Below are 17,112 nucleotides of genomic sequence, written 5' to 3' on the forward strand. Positions count from 1 at the left end.
ATGGGCCTCGTCGCCGCGCGCACCGCCGTCGTGTGGGTGCCGGACTGGCCGGTCCTCGCCGCGCTGACCGCGGCTGGGCTGGAGGTCGACCGGCCCGCCGCGGTCCACGACGGACATGGCATCCTCGCCGCGTCCGCGCTCGCCCGCGCCCGGGGCGTGCGCCGCGGCATGCGCCGCCGCCAGGCGCAGCAGGCGTGCCCCGAGCTCGTGCTCCTCGCCGCCGACGACGTCCGGGACGTCCGCGAGTTCGAGCCCGTCGCCGCGGCCGCGGAGACCGTCGTCGCCGGCCTCGAGGTCGCCCGGCCGGGTCTGCTCCTGCTGCCCGCCGACGGCCCGGCCCGCTACCACGGGTCGGAGGAGGCGCTCGCGGAGGCGCTCGCGGACGCCGTCGCGCGGGGGGCGGGGCACGAGTGCCACGTGGGCGTCGCGGACGGCATCCTCGCGGCGGTCCTCGCGGCCCGCGAGCAACGGGTCGTGCCGCGCGGCACGGCGCTCGCGTTCACCGACCCGCGCCCCCTCGGCGACCTCCTGCACGCGGCGACCGTCCCCGGGGCCGTCGGCGACGTCGCGGCGCTCGTCGACCTGTGGGGCCGCCTCGGCCTGCGCACGTTCGCCGACCTGCGCGCCCTGCCCGCGGCCGACGTCGAGACCCGGTTCGGGGCGCTCGGCGCCTGGGCGCACCGACTGGCCCGCGGCGAGGACCTGCGCCCGGCGGCGCGGCGGCGCATCGAGCCGGACCTCGCGGTCGGCCGCGAGCTCGACCCGCCCGCCGAACGGGTCGACACGGCGGCGTTCGTCGCCCGGTCGCTCGCCGAGGAGCTCTACGAGCTGCTGGTCCGGGGCGGGGTCACGTGCGGGCGCCTTCGCATCGAGGCCCGCGCGGTCGACCCGGTGGACGGGACGCCGACCGAGCTCGTGCGCGCCTGGCGCTGCGACGACGAGGCGATCGGGGGGCTGTCCGCCGCCCGCCTGACCGACCGGGTGCGCTGGCAGCTCGAGGGGTGGCTCACGTCCGCCGCGCTGGGACGGCGCGGACGTCGCACCGGCACCAGCTCCGACGAGCCGCGTCCCGCCCCGATCGTCTTCCTCGGGCTCACGGCCGAGGAGGTCGTGCGCGCCGGCGCCCACCAGGGAGGCCTGTGGGGCGCGTCGAGCGGGCAGGACGCCCGCGCCCTGCGCGCGCTCGAGCGCGTCCAGGGGCTGCTCGGCGGGGAGCAGGTGCTCGGCGTCCGGCTCCAGGGCGGCCGCGACGCGCGCGAACGCGTCCAGGTCGCGCCCTGGGGCGACGCGGCGCCCCCTGCACGCCCCGCCGACCGGCCCTGGCCCGGCGCCCTGCCCGAGCCGTCGCCCGCGAGCGTCCTCCCCGAGCCCGTCGACGTCGTCCTGCTCGACCCGAGGGGCCGGCCCGTGGCGGTGGACGACCGCGGCGGCCTCCGCGCGCCGCCGGCGACGCTCGTCGAGCCCGCACCCCCGGGCCCCGGCGAACAGGTTCGTGAGGCACGGCGTCGGGCCGTGCACCAGTGGGCGGGTCCGTGGCTGCTCGACGAGCGCTGGTGGTCGCCCCAGGCGCGCCGCGGCGCGTGGCTCCAGGTCGTGCTCGACGACGGCCGCGCCGCCCTGCTCGCGGGCACGACGGGTGCGGGCACGACGGGTGCGGGCGCGACGGGTGCGGGCACGGGCACCGGCACGACCGGCTGGCGGCTGGAGGCGCTGTATGACTGACTCCCGCACGCCCGAGCCCCGTCATGCCGACGAGCCCCGGTACGCCGAGCTGCACGCCCACTCCGCCTACAGCTTCCTCGACGGCGCGAACCAGCCCGCCGAGCTCGTCGGCGAGGCGCACCGGCTCGGCCTCGCCGGGCTCGCGCTCACCGACCACGACGGCCTGTACGGGGTCGTGAAGTTCGCGGAGGCGTCGCGCCGGGTCGGCCTGCCCACCGTGTTCGGGGCGGAGCTGCACCTGCCCGTGCAGGCCGCTGCCCGGCCCGACGGCCTGCTGGACCCGCACGCCAACCCGTCCACGGGCGCCCTCGACCCGCCCACCGGCGTCCCCGACCCGCGGGCCACGCACCTCCTCGTCCTCGCGCGCAGCCCGCAGGGCTACCGCAACCTGTCCGCCGCCATCGCGGAGGGGCACCTCGAGGCCGGGGTCAAGGGCGCGGCGACGTACCGGCTCGGCGACCTCGCCGACCGGTCGGGCGGCGAGTGGCTGATCCTCACCGGCTGCCGCAAGGGCACCGTCCGCTCGGCCCTCACCCGGGGGTGGGGCACGGGCCACGGACCGCGCCGGTCGCAGGGCCCCCGGGGGACCACGCCCGGCGTCGTGACCGCCGCCGCCTACGACGACGCGCGCGCCGAGCTCGCCCGGCTCACCGACGCCTTCGGCCGCGACGCGGTCGCGGTCGAGGTGACCCGGACCGGTCACCCCTACGACGACGCGGTCTGTGAGGCGTTGGCGGCCCTCGCGGACGAGGCCGGCCTCCCGCTCGTCGCCACCGGCGGCGTGCACTACGCGAGCCCCGCCGACGCCGACCTCGCGGGGGCGCTCGCGGCCGTCCGCGCCCGTTCCTCGCTCGACGACCTCGACGGCTGGCTGCCCGCCGCGCCCGCCGCGCACCTGCGCTCGGCCGCCGAGATGCTCGCCCTGCACCGCGACCGCCCGGACGCCGTGCCCAACGCCGCGGCGCTCGCGGCCGAGTGCGCGTTCGACCTCGACCTGCTGGCCCCGCAGCTCCCGCCCTACCCGGTGCCGGACGGGCACGACGAGGCGAGCTGGCTGCGCGAGCTCGTGCGGGTCGGCGCGGACAACCGGTACGGGCCCCCCGAGGCGGAGCGGGTGCCCGGCGCCTACGCGATGATCGAGCACGAGCTCGGCATCATCGAGCAGCTCGGCTTCCCGGGCTACTTCCTCGTGGTCTACGACATCGTGACGTTCTGCACCGAGCACGGGATCCTCGCGCAGGGGCGCGGCTCGGCGGCCAACAGCGCGGTCTGCTACGCGCTCGGGATCACCGCGGTCGACGCCGTGCGGCACGGCCTGCTGTTCGAGCGGTTCCTCGCCCCCGAGCGCGACGGCCCGCCCGACATCGACGTGGACATCGAGTCGGAGCGCCGCGAGGAGGTCATCCAGCACGTCTACGCGACGTTCGACCGCCGGCACGCCGCGCAGGTCGCGAACGTCATCTCCTACCGGCCGCGTTCCGCGGTGCGCGACGCCGCCCGCGCGCTCGGGTACGACGTCGGGCAGCAGGACGCGTGGAGCAAGTCGATCGAGCGCTGGGGGAGCCTGCGGAACGGGCAGATCGTCGAGACCCCGTGGGGGAGCCGGGACCGCACCCCGCGGGTCACGGTCGACGACCTGTCCGGCATCCCGGACCCGGTGCTCGACCTCGCGGAGCGGATGCTGCGCCTGCCGCGCCACCTGGGCATCCACTCGGGCGGCATGGTCATGTGCGACCGCCCGGTGATCGAGGTGTGCCCCGTCGAGTGGGCGCGCATGGAGGGCCGCACCGTCCTGCAGTGGGACAAGGAGGACTGCGCCGACGCGGGGCTGGTGAAGTTCGACCTGCTGGGTCTCGGGATGCTCACGGCCCTGCGGATCATGTTCGAGCAGGTCCGCGAGCGCACGGGGGAGGCGCTCACGCTGCACGGGCTGCCGCAGGACGACCCGCTCGTCTACGACCTGCTGTGCGCCGCCGACACGGTGGGCGTCTTCCAGGTCGAGTCGCGGGCCCAGATGGCCACGCTCCCGCGCCTGCAGCCGCGGCGGTTCTACGACATCGTCGTCGAGGTCGCGCTCATCCGGCCCGGCCCGATCCAGGGGCAGTCCGTGCACCCGTACATCGACCGGGCCCGGGGCAGGAAGCCCGTGACGTTCCTGCACCCCAAGCTCGAGCGCTCCCTCGGGCGCACGAAGGGCGTGCCCCTGTTCCAGGAGCAGCTCATGCAGATGGCGATCGACATCGCGGACTTCACGCCCGCCGAGGCGGACCGGCTGCGCCGGGCGATGGGCTCGAAGCGCTCGGTCGAGCGCATGGAGGAGCTGCGCGGCCGGCTGCTCGCCGGGATGGCCGGCAACGGGATCACGGGCGCGGACGCCGAGGAGGTCTACGACAAGCTCAAGGCGTTCGCGGACTTCGGCTTCCCCGAGTCGCACGCGTACTCGTTCGCGTACCTCGTGTACGCGAGCTCGTGGATGAAGGTCCACCGGCCCGCGGCGTTCTACGCGGGGTTGCTGGCGGCGCAGCCGATGGGCTTCTACTCCCCGCAGTCCCTCGCCGCCGACGCGCGGCGGCACGGGCTCGTCGTGCGGCGTCCCGACGTCCTCGCGTCCAGGGCTCAGGCGGTGATCGAGCCGAAGGCTCGACCTGAGGTCGAGGGTGCGGACGCTGACCCTCAGGTGGAGGTCGAGGGCACGGGAGAAGGTGGCCAGGTCGCCGCCGGCTCCCTGCGCGAGGGCTCGGCGTCGCCGGAGGGCTCCGCGTTCGACTTCTCCGGCCACCCGTTCGCCGTCCGGCTCGGTCTCGCCCAGGTGCGCGGCGTCGGCAAGGACCTCGCGCAGCAGATCGTCGACGAGCGGACCGCGCGCGGCCCGTTCGCGGACCTGCGCGACCTCGCACGCCGGGTCCGGCTGACGACGGCGCAGCTCGAGGCGCTCGCGACGGGCGGGGCGCTCGGCTGCTTCGGGGTCACGCGGCGCGAGGCGCTGTGGGCGGCGGGCGCGCTGTCCCAGGAGGGCCCCGACCGGCTGCCCGGCGTCTCGGTCGGGGTCGAGGCGCCCACGCTGCCCGGCATGAGCGCGGTCGAGACGGCCGTCGCCGACGTGTGGGCGACCTCCGTGTCCGTGGACAGCTACCCGACCGAGTTCGTGCGGGACGGGCTCGCCGCCCAGGGCGTCCTGCGGGTCGCGGACGTGCTCGTCCACGAGCCCGACCGGCGCGTCGCGGTCGCCGGCGTCGTGACGCACCGGCAGCGGCCCAGCACCGCGGCCGGCGTGACGTTCCTGTCGCTCGAGGACGAGACCGGGATCCTCAACGTCATCTGCACGCAGGGGCTGTGGCGCCGGTTCCAGAAGATCGCGCGGACCTCGGCGGCGCTCGTCGTGCGGGGCAAGGTCGAGCGCGCCGACGACGCGACGAACCTGCTCGCCGAGCACCTGGCGCCGCTGTCGCTGCGCGTGCCGTCGGCGTCGCGCGACTTCCACTGAGCGTGTTCGGGGCGCGTCCGTCCCGCCTCCGCATCGAGTCGGCTCCCCGCGCGCCCGCGGTGAGGCCGGGTTCGTCGATGGCCACGCGACGCCACCGTCGACGAGCGGGACGTCACCGTCGGCGACACGACGCTCAGGCGGGTGGCCGGTCGCCCTCCGGCCCGACGTCGGTCCACCCGCCGAGCTTGACGGTGAGCTTCACGGCGCGCACCGACGACATCCCGGCCGCGTACAGCGCCGTGCCCACCGACAGGAGCAGGAACCCCAGGATGTGGAAGCCGTCGACGCCGAGGAGGACCAGGCCGATCCGGTCCAGGATGAAACCCGGGGTCATCGCGACGGCGCTCAGCGCGCCGGCCGCGATCCAGCCGCCCAGCGTCTCCCGGAGCGGCAGGCGCTGCTTCGAGGCCCCGATGATCCGGGCGGGTACCGCGACGAACAGCCCGAGCATGACGGCGAGGGCGGCGCCCAGCGTCACGAGGTAGAGGAGCACGGAGCCCGCGCGCGGGACGACGAACGCGGCCGCGCCGAGGACGACCCCGACGAGCACCCCGGTCGCGACGATGCGGCCCGTCGCCTCGCGTGCGCGGCGGGCGGCCGGCGCGATCCGGGGCGGCCTCGCCTCGATGGCGTGCGCGAAGACGGTGTTGCACCACAGGGCAGCGATGCTCGCCGCGACGCACAGGGCGGTGAGCGTGAGCACGCCGGGCGCGTGCAGCTCGCGAAAGGGGGCCCCACGCAGGCCGTGCTGCTTGAGGTCCCACATCACGACCCACACCCACACCGCGGGCACGAGCTGGACGAGCGTGAGCCGCCAGTTGAGCACCAGCAGCCGGATCCCGCGCAGCAGGAGTACGAGCGTCCCGGCGGCCCACGCGACGGGGAGGAGCCACCGGCGGGACGCCCCGATGCGCCGGGCCCCGGCCTCGAGGGCGCGGGGGTCGCCGTCGGCCACGAACCGCGCGAGCGCGATCGCCCATCCGAGCGCGGCGCGGGGAGCCTGCTCGGGCGGCGGGTCGGGCGGGTGCGCCGTGGCGGGGTGGTGCTGCGTCACGGTCGGAACGGTAGCGCGACCTCACCACGCGGCGGCGAGCAGACGCGCCAGGAGCTCGTCGGGGTCGACCGCGAGTCCCCGGGCGGTGAACCAGCCGGCCATGGTCCGGCAGTCGCGGTGCAGCAGGTCCGTGCTGAACGGGTTGGCCGCCAGGTCGACGATCTGCGGCACGTCGATCACGACGAGCCGGTCGCCGTCGGCGAGCACGTTGTAGGGGGAGAGGTCGCCGTGCGCGTACCCGAGGCCGGCGAGCGTCGTCATGGCGTCCTCGACCTGCGCCCAGTAGTGCTCGAGCAGCTCGCGGCCGGGCCGGGTCTGCGCGAGCCGCGGCGCCGCGGTGGGGGCGTCGTCGCGGTCGCCGTCCGGGGTGCCGACGAACTCCATGAGCACCTCGGTCCCGTCGACCTGGACGGGGTAGGGCACGGGCACCCCGGCGGACCACAGCTCGCCCAGCGCGGCGAACTCCGCCGACGCCCACTGGCTCTGTGCCACGAGACGCCCCCAGGACGACTTGCGGTCGAGGGCGCGCTGGTCGCGCGTCCGCCGCACCCGCCGGTCCTCGGTGTAGACGCTGTCGCGGTGGAACGCGCGGTGCTCGCGGGCGCGGTACCGCTTGGCGGCGAGCAGGCACGACGACGCCGCGTCCGGCCAGGTGCGCGGCGCGGCCGGGTCGTCGGGGACGGCGCGGCGCAGGAGGAACACGTCGGCCTCCTTGCCGGTCTTGAGGACGCCGAGCTCGGTGTCGATCGCGGCGTCGGCGGTCACGAGCCAGGACGGTACGGGGTCGGGGCCGCGGGCGCCCTTCTCCACGCTGTGCCAGGTCGACCAGCGCCGGTCGGGGCCGAGGTCGTCGGGCAGCAGCGCAGGGCTGTCGTCAGCGGTGAGGACGACGTCGACGCCGTCACGGCCGACGCCCTCGAGCTCATCGCGTGAGCCGCCGGCGTGACCGCGGGTGGCCCGGTGGACGAGTGAGGGCTCGCCGTCGTCCCAGCGCTCGCGGCGCGAGCCGCGCCGGGGACGCTCGGAGAAGGAACGGTCGGAGAAGGAATCGGTGAAGGACGGGCGGAGGTCGTCGGAGTACGACACGGTGGGGCTCCTGGGGCAGACGGAGCCCGGGCGTCAGCGCGCGGGGCTCCGGTACGGGAGGGGGTGGCGGGTGCGCGCACGGGCGCGCGTCAGGACATCGGCCACGACGCACCTCCTCGGTCCCAGGACCCCGCTGGTCGGGGCCTTCCGACGCAACCTCCCACGGCAGCCGGCCCGGCCGCCAGCTCTTTTTCGTCCGACGCTAGTGACCGACCGTCGCGGCGACCCGTGCGTACGCGTCGGCGGTGTCGAAGCCCATCTGCTCGAGCAGCGCCCACCCGACACCGAGCACCGCGTACGCGCTGACGGGCACGAGGAGCGTCCACTCCCGTCGCGACCCGGCGTCGCCGAGGATCGGGAGCGCGACGTTGCCGCCGCGCTTCCACACGTCGTTGAGGACGTTCGTGCTCGCCCACCACCGCGGCGGACGGTGCCGGATCGGCCACAGCAGCGGGACCCCGCCGGTCGTGAGCAGGTCGCCGACCAGGTGCACGCTGCAGCCGATCCCGACGGCCAGCGGGAGCCACGTCCACTCGGTCGGCGAGAAGAAGGCGACGAGCGTCGCGATCGTGAGCGCGCCGAGCCACGGCGCGACCTTCCCGCGCACGAGGTGGAGCGCCTTCAGCGCGTACGACACGAGCAGCACGGCGAGCACCCCGGCCCCCACGTCGACGACGCCGAAGCCGTCCACGGTCATGCGCCAGTGGCCCAGCAGCCACGCCAGCCCGGTGAAGACGGCGACCCCGAGGATCGAGTGCGTGGCGTGCCGGTGCCCGCCCGAGACGGCGCTCACGCCCCGGCACACCCAGTGCGAGACCGGGGGCAGCGAGTTGGCGATCGTGCCGTCGTGGTGGTCGGCGTCGGGCAGGAGCGCCGCGCCCGCGCACACGACGGCCCCGGTCGCCACGCCGACGTGCGAGACGGGGTACCAGCCGAACGCGAACGGTGCCGTCGCCGTCGCCGCGACCCATGCGGCCGCGCCCGTCGCGGCGTGGTGCCCACCCATCATGGTGAGGATTCGACCATCCCGGGACCGACCGGTCCAAATCGCTCGTGGCGTCACACGGACGTAGCGCACCCGACACACGGCGGCAGCACGTGGCGTCTACCGTCACGCCATGACGACGCACGCCGTGACGGGCCCGGGCCCGACCCTCGCCGGACGGACCGCCGGCGACGCCGGCCTGCCGCCGCACCTCGTCGTGCCCGCCGGCGCGGACGTGCTCGCGCTCGCCGGGGCGTGGTACGAGGGGGCGCGCTGGCTCGTCAGCCCCGCCGACGCGCGGTCGCGGACGCTTCCCGTCGTCGCGGTGGGCGCACGGTTCCGCGGGGCGCGCGCCGAGGCGCCCGTCGTGGTCCCCCGCCTCGAGCTCGCGCCCGGCGTCGTCGTCGAGGGTCCGCTCGCGCCCGGAGGGGCGGTGGCCGCGGCCGCGGTCGCGCGGGCCCGGCTCCGGCCCGAGGTCGACACCTACAGCGTGCCGGCCGACCCCACCGCGACCGCGTGGGCCACCGCTGCCGCGCGGCACGCCGGGGGCGCCGTCGTCGTGGGCACGGAGGTCGTCGCGCCGCGGCCGTACGACGCGCTCGTGCCGCTCACCGTCTACGCGCCCGGCCCCGCCGACCTCGCGGGGGTCGCCGCGCTCCTCCACAACGCCCTGCCCCTCGCGCAGCCGGTCCGCACCCCGGCGAGCCCCTCCGCGGACCCCGACGCCCTCCGCCACGACCTCGACTACGACGGCTCCGTCGTCGTGCGGCCCGGCGCGGCAGGCGCCGGCATGCCGCCCGCGCTCCGGACCGTCGACTGGCGCCGCGTCGGCCCCCACACCTGCACGATCACCTGGCACCCGCCCCTGCCCGACGACGACGCGCCCCTCGACCTGGTCTCCCTGCGCCGGGCCGCGCCGTGGCTCGTGCGTGCGGCGCGCGCCCTGCGCGACGGACTCGGCGGCACGGTCCTCGACGCCGAGGGCTTCGTCGTCGACGACGCGGCGCTCGCGGCCCTCGCTGCGGGCCGGTAGCCGCTCGTCGCGCCGGCGCCGGGCCGCTCGGCGATGATGGGCGCGTGACCTCGCAGACAGCGCCGCAGGGCGTCGTCCCGACCGGCGAGGACGAGCGGTTCCGGCCGAGGCCCTGGCAGCGCGTCGCGTTCGGCGCGGTCGCGGCGGGCCTGCGCGCGACGCTCGTCGTCTCGCCCCGCCCCACGTGCCGGCTCGTGCGGCACCTGTTCGCGCGCTCGACGGTCGACCGCGCGGCGCGGCAGCTCGCCGAGGCGCCGCCCGTGGACGCCGTCCTGGACGAGCGCTACGGCGACGGCCCGCTCGCCCGCCTCGACGTGTACGTCCCGGAGGGCGCGGCGCGCGCCGGCCGGGCACTTCCCGTGGTGGTCTGGACGCACGGCGGGGCGTTCGTCGGCGGGACCAAGGACGAGCTCGCCGGCTACCTGCGCACGCTCGCGGCCCGCGGGTTCGCGGTGGTGGCGGTCGGCTACGACCGTGCGCCCGAGGCCCGCTACCCGGGGCCCGTCCGGCAGGTCGTCGCCGCGCTCGCGCACGTCGTGCGGGAGGCGGGGCGCCTGCACGTGGACCCGGCGCGCGTCGTGCTGGCGGGAGACTCCGCGGGCGCCCAGATCACTGCCCAGGTCGCGGCCGCGCTCACCACCCCGGCGTACGCCCGGCTGCTCGACGTCGAGCAGCCCGTGGCGGCGGACGCGCTGCGGGGCGCCGTGCTGTGCTGCGGCATCTACGACCTCACGAAGGTGCCCGACGACGGGCCGTTCCGGCACGTGCTCGGCGCGATCGGCTGGGCGTACTCGGGCCGCCGGCAGTTCCGCGACGACCCCGAGTTCCTCGCGTCGGTCGACGTCGGCGCCCACGTCACGCCCGCGTTCCCGCCCGCGTTCGTCACCGCGGGCGGCGCGGACCCCCTCGAGCCGCAGTCGCGCGCGTTCGCGGAGCTGCTGGCGGCGCAAGGCGTCGCCGTGGAGCCGCTGTTCCCCGGGGACGGCGGCGGGCCGCCGCTCGGCCACGAGTACCAGCTCGAGCTCGACACCGACGACGGCGCGGCGGCCTTCGAGCGGATGGTCGCGTTCGTCCGTGCGAGGGTGGGCGGATGAGCGGTCACCTGGAGCTCACGGACTGGCGGCGCCGCGTCGCCGAGCTGTACGCGCACGTGCGGGACCGTGCCGCAGCCGACCCGGCGGCCGCGCACGCGGACTGGCGCGAGGGTCGCGACCGCCTGTTCCGCGAGCACCCGCAGAGTGCGCTGCCGGCGGACGACCCGCTCCGCGCGTCGGGCCTGCCGTACTGGGCCTACGACCCGGCGCTGCGGTTCGAGCTCCCGGTGCTCGCCGCGGAGCCCGCGTCCCTCGCGCTCGGGACCGGCGACGACGGGACGACGACGCTCGAGCGGGTCGGCCGCGTCGAGGTGCCGGACGTCGGCGCGCTGGACGTGTGGTGGCTCGCGCAGTACGGCGGGGGCCTGTTCCTCCCGCTGCGGGACGGCACGGCCGGGTCCGGCTCGTACGGGGGAGGCCGCTACCTCCTCGACACCGCGAAGGGCGCGGACCTGGGCGGCGCCCACGACACGCTCGTCGTCGACCTCAACTTCGCCTACCACCCGTCGTGCCGGTACGACCCGCGCTGGGTGTGCCCGCTCGCTCCGGCGGGCAACCGCACGAGCGTGCCCGTCGAGGCGGGCGAACGGCTCTAGCCGGCCCGCGGCGGGCCGGCCCCGCACGTGTCGGGCGTACCGCGCGTCTGCGACGGGCGTGGGAACGGGACGTGACGATCCGGCGACACGTGCGCCCCGGGGCCGGAATGTGCTCGTCGCGGCGCGCCGCGGCGGCCCATACTCGGGAGAGCGGGCCGTTCCGCCCGCTCGGAGGACCGGGGAGGTGACGGCGATGACGCGCACGACGACGGGCTGGACCGCGCACGCGGCAGCCCGCCAGCCCGCGCCCGCGCACCGGTTCGCGGGTGCCGACCGGCTCGTCCGGTCGAGCACGCTGCTCCTCAACGCCTCCTACGAGGTCCTGTGCTTCGTCGAGACGCCGCGCGCGCTCACGCTGCTCGTCAACGAGCAGGTCGACGTCGTCCAGGCGGCGCCCGACCGGTTCGTGCACTCCCGGCACCTGACGCTGCCCTGGCCGACCATCGTCGCGCTGCGGCACTACGTGCTCGTCCCGTACGACGTGCGCGCCACGACCGAGACCGCGAGCCGCAGCCAGGTCCTCGCGCGCGACAAGCACACGTGCGCCTACTGCGGCGGCCGGGGCACCACGATCGACCACGTCGTGCCGCAGTCCCGCGGCGGGCTCAACACCTGGACGAACCTGGTCGCCTGCTGCGCGCCCTGCAACAACCGCAAGGCCGACAGCACCCCCGAGGAGGCCGGCATGAGGCTGCTGTTCGAGCCCCACCCGCCCCGCGACGCGAGCACGCTGCAGCGGATGGTGTGGGACCTCGTCGGGCGCGGGTGACGTCCGCGGCGGGCCGCTCCCGGACGTCGTCCGGACGTCGTCCGGGGGTTCGAAACCTGCCCCCGCTTCGTGCTATGTTTCTACCCGCGCCCCGACGGGAAGCGCCGGTGAGAACCCGGAGCTGACCTCGAGGTCGATCACCTGTCCGGGTGGCGGAATGGCAGACGCGCTAGCTTGAGGTGCTAGTGCCCTTTATCGGGCGTGGGGGTTCAAGTCCCCCTCCGGACACTCGTTGAGACAGCGACACCGAAGGCCCCGACCGGGAACGGTCGGGGCCTTCGGCGTTCCCGGGCGGTGACGTTCCTCGCGGTGATCCGCGAGTCTCGGCGCGTGTCGCTGCACTCGTCCTCCCCGGGCGGCAGACTGGGACCTCCGACGACGGAGGGTGGTCAGATGACGAACGGTGCCGCGGGGGACCAGGCGACGACGGGCGCGCCGTCGCCGGGGTCCAAGCCGCCCGCGGGGGTCAGCCCGGCGGCCCGCCGCGTGGCGGGCGCGCGGCGCAACCCGAGCGTCGTCGGCGTGACCCCCGAGCCCGTGCCGCTGTGGCTGCGCACCATGGCCGGGTGGATCTGGCGCCTCCTGCTCATCATCGTCGCGGTCGCGCTCGTGTTCTGGGCGACCAGCCAGGTGCGCCTGCTGTTCATCGCGCTGTTCGTCGCGTTCGTGTTCACGTCCGTGCTGCGGCCCGTCGTCAAGCTCTTCGAGCGGGTGATGTGGCGCTGGCTCGCCGTCATGCTCACCCTCCTGCTCGCGATCGCCGTCGTCGGGGGGCTCGTCACCTACGTGGTCGCCTCGGTCGCCGGCCAGTGGGCCGACCTGGCCGAGCAGTTCAACGCCGGGCTCCAGCAGATCCTCGACTTCCTCAACGGCAGCCCGTTCCACCTCAACCTGCAGCTCAGCGACCTCAACACGTGGGTCGACCGGGGGCGCGAGTGGCTCACCCAGCACTCGGGCGACATCGCGAGCACCGCGTTCTCGCAGGCGGGCTCCGTCGCCGAGGTCTTCACCGGCCTCGCCCTCGCGATCTTCTGCACGATCTTCTTCCTCGCGCGCGGGACCGAGATGTGGACCTGGTTCCTCAACCAGATGCCGTCCGGGAGCCGCGAGCCGCTCATGGCGGCGGGCGGCGCCGGCTGGTACACCTTCTCCGGGTACGCCCGCGGCACCGTGATCATCGCGCTGACCGACGGCATCCTCGCGGGGATCTGGCTGACGATCCTGCGCGTCCCGCTGGCAGCCCCCCTCGCCGTGCTCGTGTTCATCGGCGCGTTCATCCCCCTGATCGGGGCGCCCCTCGCGATGGTCGTCGCGATGATCGTGGCGCTCGCGACCCACGGCGTGTGGTCGGCGGTGCTCGTCGGGATCGGCATCGCGATGATCGGGCAGCTCGAGGGCCACGTGCTCCAGCCGCTCGTGATGGGCCGGCAGGTCTCCCTGCACCCGGTGGTGGTCGCGTGCAGCGTCACCGCGGGCACCCTGATCGGGGGGCTGCTCGGCGCGATCATCGCGGTGCCGCTGGTGGCCGTCACCTGGTCCGTCTACTCGCGCCTGCACACGCCCGACCCGCCGATGGACGAGGGAGACCGGGCGGAGGCCGCGCACGACGTCGAGCCGCAGCCGGACACGGAGCCCGCGGACTGAGAAGGTCGCCCGGGTCGCTCGTGTGACGATGGGGCGCATGACGTCCGACGCCGCACCCGCCCTCGACCCAGCCAACCCCTTCGCCGCGCCGTCCGGCCTGCCGTACGAGCTCCCCGACTTCGCCACGATCCGCGCGGAGCACCACCTGCCCGCCGCCCGCGCCGGCATGGCCGAGCAGCTCGCCGAGGTCCGCGCCCTCGCCGCGCAGGGCGAGCCCCCGACCGCGGAGAGCGTCCTCGACGCGTTCGAGCGCACCGGCCAGCTCCTGCGCCGCGCCGCGACGGCCTTCTTCAACGTGCTGAGCGCCGACTCGACGCCTGAGCTCGAGGCCGTCGAGGCCGAGCTCGCGCCCGAGCTCGCCGCCCACGAGGACGCGATCTACATGGACCGCGACCTGCACGCGCGCTTCTCGGCGCTCGCTGACCGGGCCGCGTCCGGCGAGGTGGCGCTCGACGACCAGCAGGCCTGGCTCCTCGAGCGGACCCTCGAGCGCTTCGCCCGCGCCGGGGTCGCGCTCGACGACGACGACCAGGCGCGCCTGCGCGAGCTCAACACCCGCCTGACCTCGCTCGAGGCGAGCTTCGGGCGGACGCTGCTCGCGGCGTCCAACGCGGCCGCCGTCCTCGTCACCGACCCGGCCGACCTCGCCGGGCTGCCCGACGACGCCGTCGCCGCGGCCGCGCAGGCCGCCCGCGACGCGGGGCACGCCACGGGGGAGGACGCCGATGCCGAGCGCGGCCCCTGGCTGCTCGAGCTGCAGCTGCCCACCCAGCAGTCGGTCGTCGCGAGCCTGGACCGTGCGGACGCACGGGCCCGCGTCCAGGCCGCCGCCGAGTCGCGGGGCACCGGGGGAGACCACGACACGCGCGCCGTCCTGCTCGAGATCGCGCGCCTGCGGGCCGAGAAGGCCGGGCTCCTCGGGTACGCCCACTACGCCGACTACACCGCCGCGGACGGCACCGCGCGGACCGGCGCCGCCGTCGCCGACGTGCTCGCCCGGCTCGCCCCGCCCGCGGTCGCCAACGCGCGCCGCGAGGGCGCCGACCTGGCCGCGTACGCCCGCGGGTCCGCCCTCGACGTGACCGCCGTGGACAGGCCGGGCGCGGACGACGTCGCGGCGAGCGACTGGGCCTACCTGTCCGACCGGCTGCGCACCGCCCGCCACGACCTCGACGCGACGGCGCTGCGCCCGTACCTCGAGCTCGAGCGCGTCCTGCAGGACGGCGTCTTCCGCGCCGCGAACCTGCTCTACGGGCTGGTGTTCGCGGAGCGGCACGACCTGGTCGGCTACCACCCGGACGTGCGCGTCTTCGAGGTGTTCGACGAGGCGACCGCGGCGCCGGGCGGCGGCCCGGGCGCCCCGGGCGAGGGGGTCGGCCTGTTCCTCGCGGACCACTACACGCGCGCGTCCAAGCGGGGCGGCGCGTGGATGAACAACCTCGTGGACCAGAACCACCTGCTCGGGCAGCGTCCCGTGGTGGTCAACAACCTCAACATCCCGAAGCCGCCCGCGGGCAGCCCGACGCTGCTCGAGTGGGACAACGTCATCACCCTGTTCCACGAGTTCGGGCACGCGCTGCACGGCCTGTTCTCCGACGTGCGCTACCCGTCGCGGTCCGGCACCGAGGTACCCCGCGACTTCGTGGAGTACCCGTCCCAGGTCAACGAGATGTGGGCCTGGGAGCCGCAGATCCTGCGCGCCTACGCCGTCCACCACGTCACCGGGGAGCCCATGCCGTCGGCCTGGGTCGACACCCTGCTCGCCACCCGGCAGTGGGGCGAGGGCTTCGCCACGACGGAGTACCTCGCGGCCGCGCTCCTCGACCAGGCGTGGCACCGCCTGGCCCCGGGCGACGTCCCCACGGACGCGGGCGACGTCGCCGCGTTCGAGGCGGCCGCCCTCGCCGCGGTGGGCGTGGACTACGCGCCCGTCCCGCCGCGCTACCGCTCCACCTACTTCAACCACGTGTTCGGGGGCGGCTACGCGGCCGGCTACTACGCCTACATCTGGTCGGAGGTCCTCGACGCCGACACCGTCGAGTGGTTCCGCGAGAACGCCGGCCTGCGCCGCGAGAACGGCGACCGGTTCCGGCGCACCCTCCTCGCCCGCGGCGGGGGCACCGACCCCATGGACGCGTTCCGCGAGCTGCGCGGGCGCGACCCGGAGATCGCTCCGCTCCTCGAGCGCCGCGGGCTCGCCTGAGGCCCGGCGCCGTCACGTCCGACCGCCCTGCGGACGCCCCGCCCCGCCGTGGCGGGGCGCCCGTGGGCGGCGGGTAGCGTGACCCCATGACCGCGACGCACGCCACCCAGCCCCCCGCGCCCGTGCCCTCGGCGGAGGACGAGGTCGTCGACATCTGCCGCGACCTGCTCCGCATCGACACGTCGAACTACGGGGACGGCTCCGGGCCCGGCGAGCGCGCTGCCGCCGAGCACGTGGCTGCGCTCCTGGCCGAGGTCGGGCTCGACGTCGACGTCTTCGAGTCCGCGCCGGGCCGCACCAGCGTCGTGACCCGGGTGGAGGGCGCCGACCGCACCCGGCCCGCGCTCGTCGTGCACGGTCACCTCGACGTCGTGCCGGCGCGCGCGGACGACTGGAGCGTCGACCCGTTCGCGGCCGAGGAGCGCGACGGCATGCTGTGGGGCCGCGGCGCCGTCGACATGAAGGACATGGACGCGATGATCCTCGCGGTCCTGCGCCGCACGATCCGGGAGGGCCGCAAGCCCGCCCGCGACCTCGTCGTCGCGTTCTTCGCGGACGAGGAGGCCGGCGGCGTGCAGGGGGCGCAGTGGGCCGTGAACGAGCGCCCCGAGCTCTTCGAGGGCGCCACGGAGGCCGTGAGCGAGGTCGGCGGGTACAGCGTCGACGTCGACGGGCACCGCGCCTACCTCCTCCAGACCGCCGAGAAGGGCCTGTGGTGGCTGCGCCTCGTCGCCGACGGCAAGGCAGGCCACGGCTCCCAGGTCAACGCCGACAACGCCGTGACCCGGCTCGCCGGGGCCGTCGCCCGCATCGGCGCCCACCGCTGGCCCCTGCGCCTCACGCCCACCGTGGACGCGCTGCTGCGCGGCGTCGCCGACCTCACGGGGCTGCCCTACGACCCGCACGACCCCGACGGCGTCGACCGCCTCGTCGCCGCGCTCGGGCCTGCCTCGGCGTTCGTCGGCGCGACCGTCCGCCACACCGCGAACCCCACCCAGCTCGACGCCGGGTACAAGGCGAACGTCGTGCCGGGCAGCGCGTCCGCCACGATCGACGCCCGGTTCCTGCCCGGCCACGAGGACGAGGCCGAGGCCCAGCTCCGGGCGCTCGCGGGCGAGGGCGTGCGGTTCGAGACGATCCACCGGGACGTCGCGCTCGAGGTGCCCTTCTCGGGCGGCCTGGTCGACGCGATGTCGGCGGCGCTGCTCGCGGAGGACCCGGGCGCTTCCGTGCTGCCGTACACGCTCTCGGGCGGCACGGACAACAAGTCGCTGTCGCGGCTCGGGATCACGGGCTACGGCTTCGCGCCGCTGCGCCTGCCCGCGGACCTCGACTTCGCGGGCATGTTCCACGGCGTCGACGAGCGCGTGCCCCTCGACGCGCTGCGCTTCGGGGTGCGCGTGCTGGACCGGTTCCTCGCGACCTGCTGAACTCCGCCGCCA

Annotated in this window: 12 protein-coding genes and 1 tRNA gene; 10 read left to right on the forward strand and 3 right to left on the reverse strand. The window is 76.0% G+C overall.

Annotated elements, in window-relative coordinates; translation table 11 throughout:
- The gene (locus ACLQ14_RS04595) at positions 1–1,722 is read left to right on the forward strand and encodes a DNA polymerase Y family protein (RefSeq protein WP_425810369.1); all 1,722 of its coding nucleotides are present in this window, start codon (positions 1–3) and stop codon (positions 1,720–1,722) included.
- Positions 1,715–5,206, forward strand: a complete 3,492-nt coding sequence (locus ACLQ14_RS04600) for an error-prone DNA polymerase (RefSeq protein ID WP_425810371.1) — start codon at positions 1,715–1,717, stop codon at positions 5,204–5,206. Before ACLQ14_RS04595 ends, ACLQ14_RS04600 begins: the two co-directional genes overlap by 8 nt.
- Before the next feature lie 133 nt (positions 5,207–5,339).
- Here the strand turns inward: ACLQ14_RS04600 and ACLQ14_RS04605 are convergent, their stop codons facing one another.
- The 3 genes from ACLQ14_RS04605 to ACLQ14_RS04615 form a co-directional block, all read right to left on the reverse strand.
- Positions 5,340–6,260, reverse strand: a complete 921-nt coding sequence (locus ACLQ14_RS04605) for a hypothetical protein (protein WP_425810373.1) — start codon at positions 6,258–6,260, stop codon at positions 5,340–5,342.
- Between the two features lie 21 nt (positions 6,261–6,281).
- Positions 6,282–7,121, reverse strand: a complete 840-nt coding sequence (locus ACLQ14_RS04610; protein WP_425811617.1) for a serine protein kinase RIO — start codon at positions 7,119–7,121, stop codon at positions 6,282–6,284.
- A gap of 427 nt (positions 7,122–7,548) precedes the next feature.
- Positions 7,549–8,355 (reverse strand): metal-dependent hydrolase, encoded by an 807-nt coding sequence (locus ACLQ14_RS04615; protein WP_425810375.1) that lies wholly within the window; start codon positions 8,353–8,355, stop codon positions 7,549–7,551.
- A 109-nt stretch (positions 8,356–8,464) separates the two neighbouring features.
- Between ACLQ14_RS04615 and ACLQ14_RS04620 the strand changes: the two genes are divergently transcribed.
- From ACLQ14_RS04620 to ACLQ14_RS04655, 8 genes are all read left to right on the forward strand, one after another.
- Complete coding sequence (locus ACLQ14_RS04620) at positions 8,465–9,364, forward strand: hypothetical protein (protein ID WP_425810377.1); 900 nt, start codon at positions 8,465–8,467, stop codon at positions 9,362–9,364.
- 44 nt (positions 9,365–9,408) lie between these two features.
- Complete coding sequence (locus ACLQ14_RS04625; RefSeq protein ID WP_425810379.1) at positions 9,409–10,458, forward strand: alpha/beta hydrolase; 1,050 nt, start codon at positions 9,409–9,411, stop codon at positions 10,456–10,458.
- The gene (locus ACLQ14_RS04630) at positions 10,455–11,054 is read left to right on the forward strand and encodes a DUF1684 domain-containing protein (protein WP_425810381.1); all 600 of its coding nucleotides are present in this window, start codon (positions 10,455–10,457) and stop codon (positions 11,052–11,054) included. The genes ACLQ14_RS04625 and ACLQ14_RS04630 overlap by 4 nt, the downstream gene beginning before the upstream one ends.
- A gap of 193 nt (positions 11,055–11,247) precedes the next feature.
- On the forward strand, positions 11,248–11,823 hold the full coding sequence (locus ACLQ14_RS04635; protein ID WP_425810383.1) for an HNH endonuclease: 576 nt from the start codon (positions 11,248–11,250) through the stop codon (positions 11,821–11,823).
- 143 nt (positions 11,824–11,966) lie between these two features.
- A tRNA-Leu gene (locus ACLQ14_RS04640) sits at positions 11,967–12,051 on the forward strand.
- A 165-nt stretch (positions 12,052–12,216) separates the two neighbouring features.
- Positions 12,217–13,467, forward strand: a complete 1,251-nt coding sequence (locus ACLQ14_RS04645; RefSeq protein ID WP_425810385.1) for an AI-2E family transporter — start codon at positions 12,217–12,219, stop codon at positions 13,465–13,467.
- Positions 13,468–13,495: 28 nt separating this feature from the next.
- The gene (locus ACLQ14_RS04650; protein ID WP_425810387.1) at positions 13,496–15,670 is read left to right on the forward strand and encodes a M3 family metallopeptidase; all 2,175 of its coding nucleotides are present in this window, start codon (positions 13,496–13,498) and stop codon (positions 15,668–15,670) included.
- An 86-nt stretch (positions 15,671–15,756) separates the two neighbouring features.
- A complete protein-coding gene (locus ACLQ14_RS04655) occupies positions 15,757–17,100 on the forward strand; it encodes a M20/M25/M40 family metallo-hydrolase (protein ID WP_425810389.1) in 1,344 nt (447 codons plus the stop codon).
- The last annotated feature ends 12 nt before the right edge of the window (positions 17,101–17,112 follow it).

The organism is Luteimicrobium sp. DT211 (assembly GCF_049844995.1).
Taxonomy (GTDB): domain Bacteria; phylum Actinomycetota; class Actinomycetes; order Actinomycetales; family Cellulomonadaceae; genus Luteimicrobium.

Bases quoted from the DNA above. Each gene is read 5' to 3' on its own strand.
- ACLQ14_RS04595 (WP_425810369.1), top strand. From the start codon at position 1: ATGGGCCTCGTCGCCGCGCGCACCGCCGTCGTGTGGGTGCCGGACTGG.
- ACLQ14_RS04600 (WP_425810371.1), top strand. From the start codon at position 1,715: ATGACTGACTCCCGCACGCCCGAGCCCCGTCATGCCGACGAGCCCCGG.
- ACLQ14_RS04615 (WP_425810375.1), bottom strand. From the start codon at position 8,355: ATGATGGGTGGGCACCACGCCGCGACGGGCGCGGCCGCATGGGTCGCG.
- ACLQ14_RS04620 (WP_425810377.1), top strand. From the start codon at position 8,465: ATGACGACGCACGCCGTGACGGGCCCGGGCCCGACCCTCGCCGGACGG.
- ACLQ14_RS04630 (WP_425810381.1), top strand. From the start codon at position 10,455: ATGAGCGGTCACCTGGAGCTCACGGACTGGCGGCGCCGCGTCGCCGAG.
- ACLQ14_RS04635 (WP_425810383.1), top strand. From the start codon at position 11,248: ATGACGCGCACGACGACGGGCTGGACCGCGCACGCGGCAGCCCGCCAG.
- ACLQ14_RS04645 (WP_425810385.1), top strand. From the start codon at position 12,217: ATGACGAACGGTGCCGCGGGGGACCAGGCGACGACGGGCGCGCCGTCG.
- ACLQ14_RS04650 (WP_425810387.1), top strand. From the start codon at position 13,496: ATGGGGCGCATGACGTCCGACGCCGCACCCGCCCTCGACCCAGCCAAC.
- ACLQ14_RS04655 (WP_425810389.1), top strand. From the start codon at position 15,757: ATGACCGCGACGCACGCCACCCAGCCCCCCGCGCCCGTGCCCTCGGCG.